We start from the raw sequence: 14,449 nt of genomic DNA, 5'->3' as shown, positions 1-14,449 counted from the left end.
GCTCCGGTCTAGGTGACGGCGATCGGCCACTGTGTGTTGACGTCCGAGGCGTCCTTGCCCGACTGCTCGAGGTAGGCCGCGAAATCGCGTTGGCGCGTCTCGTGCCACTGCGCCTGCTGCGCGTTGACCGCGCGCCAGTCCGCGCCGGTCAGTTCGGGGAGAGAGCCGAGTAGCTTCCACGCCAGGCGGGCCGCCGCGAGCGCATCGGCCGCGGCCTCGTGCGCACCGTCCAACCGCACGCCGTGGTGGGCGCACAGGGCCTCGAGGGTGCGCTTTCCCCTGCGGTACGGGTCGGTCGCCCGGTCGACGACGTAGGGGTCGAGAACCGGGCCGAGCACCTCGAACGAGGGGTCCCATCTCCTGAGGATGGTGAGGTCGTACGCGGCGTTGAACACCACCAGGGTCCGCCCCTCCCGCCAACCCGCGCGGACCCCGGCGATGGTCTCGGCCACCACCTCCGCATGCGGCCTCCCGTGTGCCCTGGCCTGGGCGGTGGTGATGCCGTGCACCGCCGTGGCTCCCTCCGGGATATCTATGCCCGGGTCGGCCATCCAGGTGAGTTCCACCTTGCTGGGCCCGTCGATCGCGACGAGGGCCGAGGTGACGACATGCGCGGTACGGGGATCGGGCCCGGTGGTCTCGAGGTCGAAGGCCAGCAGTCGGTTCCGGTCGAGGGAGACGGGGGTGATGATCTCTGGGTTCATGCGGTCACCGTAGGCCAGCGCCCCGACACGCCGGGCACATGTCGCATTACCCTGACCTCGTGAGCCAAGCGAGTCAGAGTAACGAGCCCGTCGGCACCGGGGACATCCCCCCGGAGGTACGACAGGAGTGGACCGACCTCGCGGAGACGGTGCGGGATCACCAGTTCCGCTACTACGTCAAGGACGCCCCCATCGTCTCGGACGCCGAGTTCGACAGGCTGTTCCACGACCTGGAGGCGCTGGAGGAACACCACCCCGGCCTGCGGACCGCGGACTCCCCGACGCAGCTGGTCGGCGGTGGCTTCTCGACCGATTTCGCGCCGGTGGAGCACCTCCAGCGCATGACGAGCCTGGACAACGTGTTCTCCGAAGAGGAGCTGCGCGCGTGGGTGGCCTCGGCGGTCGAGCAGGCTCACATCCCCGCGGAAGACCTGAGGTTCCTGTGCGAGGTCAAGATCGACGGGGTCGCGCTCGACCTGGTCTACCGCGAGGGGAGGTTGGTCAGCGCGGCCACACGCGGTGACGGCCGCACGGGCGAGGACGTCACACTCAACGCCCGGACGATCGACGACATCCCGGTCGCTCTCACGCCGACCAAGGAGCGCCCCGTCCCCGCGTTGCTCGAGGTCAGGGGAGAGGTGTTCTTCCGGCTCGAGGACTTCGCCGACCTCAACGCGCGGCTCGTGGCCGACGGCAAGCCGCCGTTCGCCAATCCCCGCAACAGCGCCGCCGGGTCACTGCGGCAGAAGAACCCGGCGATCACCGCCCAGCGCCGCCTCGGGATGTACTGTCACGGCCTCGGCGCGGTCGAGGGCGCGACCTTCGACAGCCTCCACGACGTCTATCTCGCGCTGGCGGACTGGGGTCTGCCCGTCTCTCCCCACACCGCTCCGGCGACCGGGGTCGACGAGGTGCTCGAGCGGATGCGGTACTGGGGTGAACACCGGGGCGACCCCGAGCACGAGATCGACGGCCTCGTGGTCAAGATCGACGACCGGGCCGTCCAGCGCCGACTCGGTCAGACGTCGCGGGCACCGAGGTGGGCGATCGCCTACAAGTACCCCCCCGAGGAGGTCATGACCGAGTTGCTCGACATCCGCGTCTCCGTGGGTCGTACCGGGCGGGTCACCCCGTTCGCCCACATGGAGCCGGTGCTCGTCGCGGGCTCCACGGTCTCGCTCGCGACCCTGCACAACCAGACCGAGGTCAAGCGCAAGGGTGTGCTGATCGGTGACACCGTGGTGATCCGCAAGGCCGGGGACGTCATCCCCGAGGTCCTCGGCCCGGTGGTGGAGCGTCGGGACGGGACCGAGCGCGAGTTCGTCTTCCCCGAGCGCTGCCCCGAGTGTGAGACCGTCCTGGCGCCGGCGAAGGAGGGGGACGCGGACTGGCGCTGCCCGAACCAGCGGTCCTGTCCCGCACAGCTCCGGGAGCGACTGTTCTACCTCTCATCACGCAACGCGCTCGACATCGAGGCGCTCGGCTACGAGGGATCCTCCGATCTGCTCGCCAGCGGGGTGCTCGACAACGAAGCCGGTCTGTTCGACCTCACCGAGGCCGACCTCCTCCGCACCTCCCTCTACACCCGGTTGGACAAGGCGACCCGCAAGCAGGTCGAGGACGGCGCCGAAGCGGAGCGCACCGTGCTCAACGAGAACGGCCGCAAGCTGCTGGCCAATCTCGAGACGGCGAGGGACCGGCCCCTGTGGCGGGTGCTGGTCGCACTGTCGATCCGCCACGTCGGGCCGACGGCCGCCCGCGCACTGGCCACCCGGTTCGGGACGATGGACGCCATCCGGGCCGCATCCGAGGTGGAGCTGGCGGACACGGACGGCGTCGGTTCGACCATCGCGACCTCGGTGGTGGAGTGGTTCGACGTCGACTGGCACCGCGAGATCGTCGACCGGTGGGGGGCCTCGGGCGTGTCGATGGCCGACGAACGGGACGAGTCGGTCCCGCGCACCCTCGAGGGCCTGACCATCGTTGCTACCGGATCCCTCGAGGGGTTCACCCGGGACGGGATCAAGGAGGCGATCATCGCCAGGGGCGGCAAGGCCTCGGGATCGGTGTCCAAGAAGACCGACTACGTGGTGGTGGGGGACAACCCGGGGTCGAAGGCGGCCAAGGCGGAGGAGCTGGGGCTGACCATCCTCGACGAGGCCGGCTTCGTCGAGCTGATGGAGAACGGCCCGGCGCCGGCCGGGGTCGACGAGTAGGTGGCGCGTGGAGACGCTCCTCGAGATGCCCGTGTATCTGCCCTGGCGCTCGGGGTGGCCGGTCTACTGCGGGGCGCTGGCGGGCTTGGTCGTGGCCGCCGCGGCGGGCGGTCGCCGATGGGCTGCCCGTCCGGCATTCTGGACGGCGACGGCGATCGCAGCGTCCGCGGCCTCGGCGTTCCTCGGCCTGCTGTGGCTGCGGGAGACCTACCGGTCGACGGATCGCGTCGGGGTGATCGAACATCTCGTCGGAGTCTGGTCGCCTGCGACCCAGTTCCTCAGCAACGAGCAGTTCTCGATGTTCGCGACCCTCTGGCGGCTCGCGTGGATCCTCCCGGCGGTCGCAATCGTCTCGGCGCTGGTCGCGGCGATATTGTGTCTCAGCCCGCGTCGAGGGTCCGGAGGATCCCCGTGAGGTAACCCAAGCGGGCGATCTCGGACGGCCTGAACGAGGGACCGCCCGGCCGGCCCACCACGAGGACGTGCCCCGAGTTCAGCGGCGCGGCCGCGAGCGAGGTGTCCATGGCCGTCCACTCCGCCGGCACGCCGTCGTCGTCCAGTGCGGTCACCCGCTCCAGGCCGCACAACACGGGTACCTCGCCACCCTCCCACATCGGTGCGGACTCGCCCCGCGCGATCAGACGGCACCGCGCGTCCGAGGGCACCTCCACGACCAGCGCCCATCCGACGCGCAGCGCGGCGGGGAGTTCGTCGGCTAGCAGCTGGGAGGCCCCGGCCCCCGCTCCCGCCACCGCGTCGATGAGCTCGAGCTCGCGATGCGCGTCGAGGATCCCGCCGAACGGCCGCAGGGAATCCACCATGACCCCGTCGAGTTGCTCGGCCGCGGTGATCAGGGTGTCGGGGAAGGTCCCGTTGGGGACGTTCACCACGATGTCGTCCACGGCCACCCCGTCGAACCGGTCCACCACGTCGAGGCTGATGATGTCCGCGCCGGCGGTTCCCAGGGCGACCGCGAGGGAGCCGAGGCTGCCCGGTCGATCGGGGAGCAGGACGCGGAGCAGATATGACATGGCGCCCATTGTGCCGCACTCTGATGGCCTGACTAGGCTGGGCCGGTACCGACATGCCACGCCGAAGGGACTACACACGTGACCTCGATCTCACGCGGGGACGTCGCGCATCTGGCCAGGCTCTCCCGCCTGGAACTGAGCGACTCCGAGCTGGATTCGTTCGCGAGACAGCTCACCGACATCCTCGACCACGTGCAGGCCGTGTCCGAGGTCGCAGCGGACGACGTCCCGGCGATGAGCCATCCCACCGCGATCTCCAACGTGTACCGCGCCGACGTGGTCACCCCCGGTCTGACCCCGGACCAGGCGCTCGACCAGGCCCCGGCCGCGGACCAGCAGCGCTTCGAGGTCCCGCAGATCCTGGGGGAGGAGGCATGAGTTCGCTCACCACCGCCACCGCGGCCGAGCTGGCCGGCCGGATCGCCGCGCGGGAGGTGTCCTCGGAGGAGGTCACCCGGGCACACCTCGACCGGATCGCGGAGGTCGACGGGGAGATCAACGCCTTCCTGCACGTGGGAGCAGACGAGGCGCTCAAGGCCGCGCGCACCGTCGACGCCCGTCTCGCAGCCGGTGAGGAACTCGGCCCGCTGGCGGGGGTCCCTGTCGCCCTCAAGGACGTGTTCACCACCACCGACGCACCCACCACGTGCGGGTCGAGGATGCTCGAGGGCTATCGCTCCCCGTACGACGCCACGGTCACCGCGAGGCTGCGGGAGGCGGGCATCCCGATCCTGGGCAAGACGAACATGGACGAGTTCGCCATGGGGTCGTCCACCGAGAACTCGGCGTACGGTCCGACCCGCAACCCGTGGGACCCCAGCCGCACCCCGGGCGGGTCCGGCGGTGGCTCGGCCGCCGCCCTGGCGTCCCACCAGGCCCCGATCGCCATCGGCACCGACACCGGCGGGTCCATCCGCCAGCCGGCCGCCCTCACCGCCACGGTGGGCGTCAAGCCCACCTACGGCACCGTGTCCCGGTACGGCCTCGTGGCCTGTGCATCGTCGCTCGACCAGGGCGGACCGTGTGGTCGCACGGTCGAGGACACCGCACTCCTGCACCAGGTGATCGCCGGGCACGACCCCCGCGACTCCACCAGCCTCGACGTGGCGGTCCCGGACGTGGTCCGGGCGGCGCGCGAGGGCGCGAGGGGAGATCTGTCCGGTGTGCGCGTGGGCGTCGTCTCCGAGTTCGCCGGAGAGGGGTACCAGTCGGGGGTCGAGGCGTCGTTCCGTGCCTCCGTCGACACCCTGCGGGAACTGGGTGCCGAGGTGGTCGAGGTCTCGTGCCCGAACTTCCGCTACGCACTGCCCGCCTACTACCTGATCCTCCCGTCCGAGGTCTCCAGCAACCTGGCCCGGTTCGACGCCATGCGATACGGCCTGCGGGTCGGCGACGGTTCCGCGGACCAGGTCATGGCGGCGAGCCGCGAAGCCGGGTTCGGTCCCGAGGTCAAGCGCCGCATCATGCTCGGCACCTACGCCCTCTCGGCCGGCTACTACGACGCGTTCTACGGCCAGGCACAGAAGGTGCGCACCCTCATCGCGCGTGACTTCGACGCCGCGTACGAGAAGGTGGACGTCCTGGTGTCGCCCACCACCCCGACGACCGCGTTCCCGCTGGGTGCCAAGGTCGAGGACCCGGTGGCCATGTACCAGTTCGACCTCTGCACCCTCCCGCTCAACCTCGCCGGGCACTGCGGCATGTCCGTGCCGTCGGGTCTCGTGGACGGGCTTCCGGCGGGTCTGCAGATCATGGCCCCGGCACTGGCCGACGACCGCCTGTACCGGGTGGGTGCCGCCTTCGAGGCGGCGAGAGGCCCGATCGCGTGACCACGGTCCCCGAGAGGGACGCATGGAAGGCCCTGGCGGCGCTCGTCATCGGGTTCTTCATGATCCTGGTGGATCAGACGATCGTGGCTGTCGCCACCGACGCGTTCGTCACGCAACTCGGCGCGTCGACCAACCAGGTGATCTGGGTGACCAGCGCCTACCTGCTGGCCTACGTCGTACCGCTGCTGTTCACCGGTCGTCTGGGCGACCAGATCGGACCCCGCGCGGTCTCGATCGCGGGACTGGTCCTGTTCACGGGTGCCTCGCTGTGGTGTGGACTCGCGGGCAGTATCGAGACGCTCATCGTCGCGCGGGTCTTCCAGGGACTCGGTGCCGCGCTGCTCACCCCCCAGTCACTCAGCGTGATCACCAGGGTCTTCGCCCCTCAGCGTCGCGGGGCGGCCATGGGGGCCTGGGGCGCGGTCGCGGGGATCGCCTCGGTAGTCGGACCCGTGTTGGGTGGGGTCCTGATCGACGCGTTCGACTGGCGCGCGATCTTCTTCGTCAACATCCCCTTCGGTGTGCTGGCCGTGGTCCTGGTCTGGCGTTGGGTGCCCAGGCTCGAGACCCGCTCGCACTCCTACGACGTCCCGGGCATCGTCCTGTCGGCCCTGGGCATGTTCCTCCTGGTCTACGGCATCCAGCAGGGCGAGTCCCACGGGTGGGGAGGGACCACCCTCGCTCTCATCATCGCGGGGACGGCGGGCCTGGCGGCGTTCGTCTGGTGGCAGTCGCGCGTGCGCACGGAGCCACTGGTCCCTCTACGTCTGTTCCGGGACCGGAACTTCTCGATCGGCACGTTCGGCGTCTCCACCATCGGCTTCGTCACCGCCGGCACCATGGTGCCGCTGATGTTCTACCTCCAGGGCGTCAAGGATCTCAGCCCCACGCGCGCCGGTCTGATGCTGCTCCCGATGGCGTTGATCGCGGGCGTCCTCGCCCCGGTCGTCGGGCGGTGGGCGGACCGGATCGACCCGCGGTTGTTCACGGGGATCGGGTACTTCTCCTACGCGATCTCCCTGTTCTGGCTGGCTCTCGTCATGGACTCGCAGACCTCGATCCCCGTGCTGCTCGGACCCATCGCGCTGATGGGGGTGGCCAACGGGTGTGTCTGGGCGCCCACGTCGTCCACCGCGATGCGGCGCCTCGAGCTCGCCTCCGCCGGAGCCGGTTCGGGGGTCTACAACACCACCCGCCAGGTGGGCGCGGTCCTGGGGTCCGCGGCGATCGGTGCGTTGATGCAAGCTCGGCTGGTCGTCCACGGCGACGTCGGACAGGCAGTGGCGGACGCCATGTACCTCCCCGCCGTGGTGGTCCTTCTCGGAGGGGCGGCGACGATGGCGTTTCGTACCGGTGAACAGTCACCGGGGCCGGGCGCGGTGGACCGGCCACGGCCCTAGACTGCGGGAGAACCGAGAGGAGTCCGACGTGCGTATTGGCGTGCTGACCGCAGGCGGGGACTGCCCCGGCCTCAACGCGGTGATCCGCGCGTTGGTGCGGACCGCCCATTCCGAGTACGACTCACCGGTCCTGGGCTTCCAGGACGGGTGGTCCGGGTTGGTCCACGACCGTGCGGTGCCCCTGTTCGACGACGAGGGGATCGACCGCATCCTGCTGCGCGGGGGCACGATCCTCGGAACGGGCCGGCTCAACCCGGACATCCTCACCGGGAGCCTGCCGGAGATCCGACGGACCCTGCAGCGTCACTCCCTCGACGCGCTGGTGGCGATCGGTGGCGACGGGACGCTCAAGGCAGCGCGGTGGCTCACGGAGAACGGCGTGCCGGTGGTGGGGGTCCCCAAGACCATCGACAACGACGTGGCGGGAACCGACTACACCTTCGGGTTCGACACCGCGGTCTCGATCGCCTCCGACGCGATCGATCGCCTGCACACCACCGCGGAGTCCCACGAGCGGGTCATGCTCGTCGAGGTGATGGGGAGGCACGCCGGGTGGATCGCCCTCCACGCCGGGCTCGCGTCAGGCGCGCACATGATCGTCATCCCCGAGGTGCCGTTCGACATCGACTACGTGTGCAAGGTGATGAAGCGCCGCTTCCAGATGGGGGAGGCGTACGGGATCTGCGTGGTGGCGGAGGGCGCCACACCCGTCGAGGGTTCGGGTATGACGTTGCGGCAGGGCGGGACCGACCAGTTCGGGCACGAGGTGTTCACCGGAGTCGCGGACCAGATGGCGTCGGCGATCGCCTCCCGGATGAACCGCGACGTCCGCACCACGGTGCTGGGGCACATCCAGCGCGGGGGAACCCCCACGGCGTACGACCGTGTCCTGGCCACCCGTTTCGGTGTCCACGCCGCGCATGCCGTCCACCGGGGGGACTTCGGTCAGGTGGTGGCCCTCCGCGGGGAGTCCATCGAGATGGTGCCGGTCACCGAGGCCGTCGCCGTGCTCAAGACCGTTCCGGAGGACCGCTACCGCGAGGCCGCCTGCCTCTTCGGCTAGATTGTTCCGCATGGAGTTCACCGAGGTCGTGTCACGTTTCGATCCCGTCATGGGCATGGAGGTGCACGTCGAGTTGCACACCGCCACCAAGATGTTCTGCGGGTGCCCGACCGGGTTCGGAGCGGACCCCAACACCCAGGTGTGTCCGGTGTGCATCGGTCTACCGGGGGCGTTGCCGGTGGTCAACGGGCAGGCCGTCGAGTGGGCGATCAAGATCGGGCTGGCCCTCGGCTGTTCGATCGCGCCGTACAGCCGGTTCGCGAGGAAGAACTACTTCTACCCGGACCAGCCGAAGAACTACCAGATCTCGCAGTACGACGAGCCGATCGCCCACGACGGTTTCCTCGACGTCCAACTCGAGGACGGCACCACCTGGCGCGTCGAGGTCGAGCGGGCGCACATGGAGGAGGACACCGGCAAGTCCACCCACGTCGGTTCGGCCACCGGCCGGATCCACGGGGCCACACATTCGCTGCTCGACTTCAATCGTGCCGGGGTTCCGCTGATCGAGATCGTCTCCAAGCCGATCGTCGGAGCAGGGGAGCGCGCGCCCGAGATCGCCCGCGCGTACGTCTCCGCTCTGCGCGATCTGCTCCGGAGCCTCGACGTCTCCGACGTCCGGATGGACCAGGGATCGATGCGGTGCGACGCCAACGTCTCACTGATGCCCAAGGGCGCGACCGAGTTCGGCACCCGGACGGAGACCAAGAACGTCAACTCCCTGCGCAGCGTCGAGGTCGCCGTGCGTCACGAGATGTGTCGCCAGGCAGACGTCCTCACCTCCGGTGGCGAGGTGGTGCTGGAGACGCGGCACTTCCACGAGTCGGACGGGACCACCACCGCGGGCAGGCCCAAGGAGTCCGCCGAGGACTACCGATACTTCCCCGAGCCCGACCTCGCGCCGGTCGAGCCGCTGGACGAGCTCATCGAGAAGATCCGAGCCGAGTTGCCCGAGCTGCCGTGGCTGCGCCGCGCACGGGTCCAGGCCGACTGGGGTGTCTCGGACGAGGAGATGCGCGACCTGGTCAACGCCGGAGCGCTGGACCTGATCCTCGCCACCGTCGACGCCGGAGCGCCCCCCACCGAGGCCCGGTCGTGGTGGGTGGCCTACCTGTCGCAGCAGGCCAACAAGCGCGGTGTGCGCCTGCCGGAACTGGAGATCACCCCCGCCCAGGTGGCACGGGTCATCGAGCTCGTGGCGGAGGGCACGCTCACCAACAAGCTCGCCCGGCAGGTCGTGGACGCGGTCCTCGACGGCGAGGGTGAGCCGGACCGGGTCGTGGCCGACAAGGGCCTCGAGGTGGTCCGTGACGACTCGGCCCTGCAGAAGGCGGTCGACGACGCCCTCGCCGCCCAGCCGGATATCGCGGAGAAGATCCGCTCCGGAAAGGTCCAGGCCGCAGGTGCGATCGTCGGTGCGGTCATGAAGGCCACCCGCGGCCAGGCGGACCCGGCCAGGGTCAAGGAGCTCGTGATCGCCGCCTGCGGGTGACAGTGCCGGGGGCCTTGCGAGGTCGAGACGGGGTGTGTTCTCCTGATGCCCGGGAGCCCGAGAAGTACTGTCGGGACGGGAGCGGGGGACGTGGTGTCCGAGCGAGAGTTGAGCACGGGACCGGTGGTCATCACCGGTGCCTCCGCCAGGTCGGCACCGCGCTTCGGGCCCGATTGGCCGGGCTGCCGAACGAGGTCCGCGCTCTGACCCGTGGCGACGACGTGGCCACGGCGTCGGCCGGAGCGTCTGCGGTGGTGCATCTCGCAGGGACCCTGTTCCCGAGTCGGTCCGACACCTACCGGGCTGCGAATCTCGACACGGTGCTCGCCACGGTCAGCGCACTGAAGGACTCAGGGGTTCGCCGCGTCGTCTTCCTGTCCTACCTGGGGGCGGATGAGTCCTCGAGCAACCCGTACCTGCGGTACAAGGCCCACGCCGAACGACTCATCCACGCCAGTGGGATTCCCGCCGTCGTCTTCCGCGCCGCGCACATCTTCGGCACCCCCGACGCACCCGGTCCCACCGTCTCGGAGATGCTCTCTTTCGGGGGACGGCCCGTCACCGTGCTCGGGCCGGGAACCCAACGCTATGACTGGATCGCTCGCGATGATGTTGCCGAGGCCCTGGTCCACGCGGCTCTGGACCACACCACCCCGACCGGGACCTACGAGCTCGCTGGACCGCAGTCCCTCTCCGTGGACGAGTTCGTCGCCCAGGTGAACGGCGCGGACGTGCGGATCCGGCATCTGCCGGCCGCTCTTGCACGTCTCCTCGGTCATGTCCTCCCGGCGCTCCCGAGCCCCCTTGTCGACGTGATGCTCCGTGACTGTCTCTCCTCTCCCGGCGCCGGGGAGACCGCGGCACTGTTCGGCGCCACTCTCCATCGCCTCGACGAGGTGTGGCCCGCTGGGTGACGTCCCCCACTCGACCGCGACTCAGGTCCGGGCGTCGCCGCCTCCGCCACCGGTCCGGGGCAGGATGACGGCGCGATCGTCGGTGGGGACCGGGGAGCCACCACGCTTGTTGGTGGTCCCGCCGAGCAACACCCCGTCACCGACCGCCGCCAGACCGGTGATCCGTCCGTAGCGACCCTCGGCCAGGGCCTCGGGCTGGCCACGTGCCGCCCCGCCCGCGAGAGGGAGTGCGTCGGCGCGTTCGCCGTCCGGCAACGCGAGTGCCAGCGAGTCCTCGGCCGCGGCGCAGCCTCCCGCCGAACGCTGATCGGGCCAGGTCCAGATGATGCGGTCGGCGCTCCGGATCACCGCGCCGCGGTCGGTGACCGCGGACAGGTACAGGGCGGACCCGTGGGTGCACAGCCCACTGACCCGGCCCAGGTCGCGTGCGACGACCTCCGGGTCGTCCGCTGTGCCGATCCCCCTGAACCCGGGAAACCGCAGGAGCTCCGAGCCCACGCCCACCGTCAGGACGTCATCGACGAACGCGAGCCCCCCGGACTCCGCGGGGGCCAGTTCGGCGACCGTCCTCGGCGCGTCGCCGCGGGCGAGTCGCTCGACCCTGGAGGGGCCGTCGCCGACGACGAGAAGGTACACCAACCGGTCCTGGGCGAAGTCCGGGGAGGGCGCCACCGCCGCTACCCGTCCTCCCCGCGGGTCGACCCGGCCGAAGTCCTCGGGGGGTCCGTCCACCGAGACGATCTTGACGCCCCCCGTCGACTCGGCGACCAGCGCACTCTCGCCGAGAGCGGCGACCGCGACGGCCGGCTCGAGGCACGTCGCGATGACGGCGGGGTCCGGGTCCACGCACGGGCCGGGCTCGGGGGGCGCGTCCTGCTCACCCGATCGCGGAGGCGAGGTGGGCGGGGGCGGGCCGGGCGGGCTGGACGGCGGGGCCGCGCCCATCCCCGGGCCGGGGGCGGGGGTGAAGGGGGCCGCGAGACGATCGTCGAACCTCGCGCACCCGGCCGTCGCGACGGCCAATACCACCAGCAGCGAGAGCGATCTCATATCGACAAGACTACGGTGCGCCGTGTCCTGGGTGCGGGTGCCCGGGAAGCGGCCTATGGTCGCATGGTGACTTCCTCAAAGCCCGGAGACGACGCCCGAACCGAGATCATCCACGATGTCGACTACCCGCTCGACGTCCCCAACGCGACGGGGACCGGTTCCGGTACGGGTACCGCGGACTCGGCGACCACGGCGTTCCCCGCGGCGGGTCGGACGGACTACTCGCAGTTCTCGGAGTCCGGGGGATACGACACGTCGACGCCGCTGCCGTTCGGCGACCAGCCCACGACGATCGACCCCGCGCGCCGGGACGAGATCTCTCGGCGCGGCACGGCCGACTTCGGGTTGTTCCTCCTCCGACTCGCCGTGGGCGTCCTCCTGGCGATGCGTGGTCTGCAGAAGCTCTTCGGATTGTTCGGCGGCCCGGGACTCGACGGATTCACGCAGACCCTCACCGAGTCGGGCTTCGAGCAGGCGCGGCTCCTCGCCATCGCCGGCGGCGTCGTCGAGCTGGTCGCGGGGATCCTGCTCGTGGTCGGCCTGGCGACGCCGGTCGCGGCGGCCGGGTTGCTCGGGCTGGTCGGCCTGGGCCTCGCGGTCCGGCTGACCGGTGACGACCCCGTGCCGCTCCTCGGCGAGACGACCCGTGGGCTGGAGACCTCGGTCCTGTACGTCGCCGCCCTGCTCGCGCTCCTCTTCGCGGGAGCCGGACGCTGGTCTGTCGACCGCAAGTGGCAGTGGTCGCACCGCCCCCGGTTCAGCGGAGTGATCTGGCTGCTGCTGGCCGTCGTCGTGGCAGGCGTGATCTGGTATCTGCTCAACGGCAGCAATCCGCTGATGTCCACGACCGACAGCCCGGCAGTCACCGCGGGCTGACCGGCGGCGGACCGGGGAGGTCAGTCCGGAAGGATTCGCACGGCACCCTTGTCCGCGGACGACGCCATCGAGGCGTACGCACGCAGCGCGGTGGAGACCTTCCGCGCGCGGTTGACCGGACGCCACGGGAGGGGTCCCTTCTCAGCCCGGCGACGGTCCAGCTCGTCGTCGTCGACCTCCACCGAGATGGATCGTGTGGCCACGTCGATCGTCACCACGTCCCCGTTCCGGATCAGCCCGATCGGGCCTCCGGCGGCGGCCTCGGGGGCGATGTGCCCGATGGACAGTCCCGACGAGCCACCGGAGAAGCGGCCGTCCGTGATCAGGGCGCACCGTGCGCCCAGGCCGGCGCCCTTGATGAACGCGGTGGGGTGGAGCATCTCCTGCATGCCCGGGCCGCCTGCCGGGCCCTCGTACAGCACCACGAGCACCTCGCCGGGCTGCAGGGTCTTGTCCAGGATCACCGACACCGCCTGCTCCTGCGACTCCACGACCCGCGCCGGACCGCTGAAGTGGAAGTTCTCCTCGGACACGCCGGCGGTCTTGAAGACCGACCCGTCCGGTGCGATGTTGCCGCGGAGTACGGCCAGCCCGCCCTCGGCCGTGGCCGGGTGCTCGACGGAGTGGATGCAGCCGTCCACGGCGTCCGTGTCCAGCGACTCCCACCGGTTGTCCGTGGAGAACGGCTCGATGGTGCGGACCCCGCCGGGTGCGGCGTGGAACAGTTCGATCGCCTGCTCGGTGGCGGTACCGCTGCGGATGTCCCAGTCCGCGATGTGCTGTTCGAGAGAGGGGGAGTGCACCGAGTGGACGCCCGTCTCCAGCAGACCGCCGCGGTACAACTCGCCGAGGATCGCCGGGATGCCCCCGGCCCGGTGGACGTGCTCCATGTAGTAGTCCGAGTTGGGTGCGACCTTGGCCAGGCACGGCACCCGACGGGAGATCTGCTCGATGTCGTGTAGATCGAAGTCGACCTCGCCCTCCTGCGCGGCGGCGAGGATGTGGAGCACGGTGTTGGTGGACCCGCCCATGGCCACGTCGAGCGTCATAGCGTTGGCGAAGGCCTCCTTGGTCGCGACCGACCGCGGCAGGACCGACTCGTCGTCGTCCCGGTAGTAGCGGTGACAGAGGTCCACGATGACCCGGCCGGCCTCGGCGAAGAGCTCGCGCCGTGCGCTGTGGGTGGCGAGGGTGGAGCCGTTGCCCGGGAGGGACAGGCCCAGGGCCTCGGTGAGGCAGTTCATCGAGTTGGCCGTGAACATGCCCGAGCAGGAACCGCAGGTGGGGCAGGCGGAACGTTCGATCGCGTCGAGGCCCTCCTGGTCGACCGCCGAGTTGGCCGAGGCGGAGATCGCGGTGACGAGGTCGGAACCGGCCTTGACCACGCCGTCGACGACCACCGAGAAGCCGGACTCCATGGGACCGCCGGAGACGAACACTGTCGGGATGTTCAGGCGCATCGCCGCGTTGAGCATCCCCGGTGTGATCTTGTCGCAGTTCGAGATGCACACCAGGGCGTCGGCCGTGTGCGCGTTGACCATGTACTCGACGGAGTCGGCGATGATCTCGCGGCTGGGAAGCGAGTACAACATCCCCGCGTGGCCCATCGCGATGCCGTCGTCCACGGCGATGGTGTGGAACTCGCGCGCGACGCCACCCGCTGCGGTGATCTGCTCGGCGACGATCTCACCGACGTTCTTCAGGTGGACATGTCCCGGGACGAACTGCGTGTACGAGTTGGCGACAGCGATGATCGGCTTGCCGAAGTCGGCGTCCGTCATGCCGGTGGCGCGCCAGAGGGCGCGAGCCCCCGCCGCGTTGCGACCGGCGGTGCTGGTGCGGGACCTCAGGGCGGGCATGGGACCTCGATCCGG

13 protein-coding genes are annotated in these 14,449 nt (G+C 70.3%); 9 read left to right on the top strand and 4 right to left on the bottom strand.

Going from position 1 to position 14,449, the window contains the following annotated elements; all coding sequences use genetic code 11:
- Positions 1–8: 8 nt before the first annotated feature.
- Positions 9–704, bottom strand: a complete 696-nt coding sequence (locus tag ABIE38_RS05840) for an exonuclease domain-containing protein (protein ID WP_354054442.1) — start codon at positions 702–704, stop codon at positions 9–11.
- A 38-nt stretch (positions 705–742) separates the two neighbouring features.
- On the opposite strand from ABIE38_RS05840, the gene ligA reads away from it, so the two are divergent.
- Entirely contained in the window at positions 743–2,920 is a 2,178-nt protein-coding gene (ligA, locus tag ABIE38_RS05835; protein WP_502914719.1) for an NAD-dependent DNA ligase LigA, read from the top strand.
- A 7-nt stretch (positions 2,921–2,927) separates the two neighbouring features.
- On the top strand, positions 2,928–3,335 hold the full coding sequence (locus tag ABIE38_RS05830; protein ID WP_354054440.1) for a hypothetical protein: 408 nt from the start codon (positions 2,928–2,930) through the stop codon (positions 3,333–3,335).
- Here ABIE38_RS05830 and ABIE38_RS05825 read toward each other — a convergent pair.
- On the bottom strand, positions 3,301–3,951 hold the full coding sequence (locus ABIE38_RS05825; protein WP_354054439.1) for an ACT domain-containing protein: 651 nt from the start codon (positions 3,949–3,951) through the stop codon (positions 3,301–3,303). The genes ABIE38_RS05830 and ABIE38_RS05825 overlap by 35 nt on opposite strands.
- Before the next feature lie 78 nt (positions 3,952–4,029).
- On the opposite strand from ABIE38_RS05825, the gene gatC reads away from it, so the two are divergent.
- Genes gatC through ABIE38_RS05795 form a run of 6 tightly spaced genes read left to right on the top strand, consistent with a single transcriptional unit; the run spans position 4,030 to position 10,649 of the window.
- The gene (gatC, locus tag ABIE38_RS05820) at positions 4,030–4,329 is read left to right on the top strand and encodes an Asp-tRNA(Asn)/Glu-tRNA(Gln) amidotransferase subunit GatC (protein ID WP_354054438.1); all 300 of its coding nucleotides are present in this window, start codon (positions 4,030–4,032) and stop codon (positions 4,327–4,329) included.
- Positions 4,326–5,780 (top strand): Asp-tRNA(Asn)/Glu-tRNA(Gln) amidotransferase subunit GatA, encoded by a 1,455-nt coding sequence (gene gatA / locus ABIE38_RS05815; RefSeq protein ID WP_354054437.1) that lies wholly within the window; start codon positions 4,326–4,328, stop codon positions 5,778–5,780. Before gatC ends, gatA begins: the two co-directional genes overlap by 4 nt.
- Complete coding sequence (locus ABIE38_RS05810; protein ID WP_354054436.1) at positions 5,777–7,180, top strand: DHA2 family efflux MFS transporter permease subunit; 1,404 nt, start codon at positions 5,777–5,779, stop codon at positions 7,178–7,180. Before gatA ends, ABIE38_RS05810 begins: the two co-directional genes overlap by 4 nt.
- Positions 7,181–7,208: 28 nt before the next feature.
- Complete coding sequence (locus ABIE38_RS05805) at positions 7,209–8,243, top strand: ATP-dependent 6-phosphofructokinase (RefSeq protein ID WP_354054435.1); 1,035 nt, start codon at positions 7,209–7,211, stop codon at positions 8,241–8,243.
- 10 nt (positions 8,244–8,253) lie between these two features.
- Positions 8,254–9,735, top strand: coding sequence for an Asp-tRNA(Asn)/Glu-tRNA(Gln) amidotransferase subunit GatB (gene gatB, locus ABIE38_RS05800; protein WP_354054434.1), 1,482 nt, complete (start codon positions 8,254–8,256; stop codon positions 9,733–9,735).
- Positions 9,732–10,649 (top strand): SDR family oxidoreductase, encoded by a 918-nt coding sequence (locus tag ABIE38_RS05795; protein WP_354054433.1) that lies wholly within the window; start codon positions 9,732–9,734, stop codon positions 10,647–10,649. The genes gatB and ABIE38_RS05795 overlap by 4 nt, the downstream gene beginning before the upstream one ends.
- Positions 10,650–10,670: 21 nt before the next feature.
- Here ABIE38_RS05795 and ABIE38_RS05790 read toward each other — a convergent pair whose 3' ends face one another.
- On the bottom strand, positions 10,671–11,699 hold the full coding sequence (locus ABIE38_RS05790; RefSeq protein WP_354054432.1) for a PQQ-dependent sugar dehydrogenase family protein: 1,029 nt from the start codon (positions 11,697–11,699) through the stop codon (positions 10,671–10,673).
- A gap of 66 nt (positions 11,700–11,765) precedes the next feature.
- Here ABIE38_RS05790 and ABIE38_RS05785 point away from each other — a divergent pair, with 66 nt between their 5' ends.
- On the top strand, positions 11,766–12,575 hold the full coding sequence (locus ABIE38_RS05785) for a DoxX family protein (protein WP_354054431.1): 810 nt from the start codon (positions 11,766–11,768) through the stop codon (positions 12,573–12,575).
- 20 nt (positions 12,576–12,595) lie between these two features.
- On the opposite strand, the gene ilvD is transcribed toward ABIE38_RS05785, so the two are convergent.
- Positions 12,596–14,434 carry a dihydroxy-acid dehydratase gene (ilvD, locus tag ABIE38_RS05780; RefSeq protein WP_354054430.1) on the bottom strand — a complete coding sequence of 613 codons (1,839 nt, stop codon included), beginning with the start codon at positions 14,432–14,434 and terminating at the stop codon, positions 12,596–12,598.
- Between the last annotated feature and the right edge of the window lie 15 nt (positions 14,435–14,449).

The sequence above is a fragment of the Dietzia sp. 2505 genome (genome assembly GCF_040546785.1).
Classification (GTDB): Bacteria; Actinomycetota; Actinomycetes; order Mycobacteriales; family Mycobacteriaceae; genus Dietzia.
Note: the sequence above shows the minus strand (reverse complement) of the source record. Positions and strands in the feature narration are given on the sequence as shown.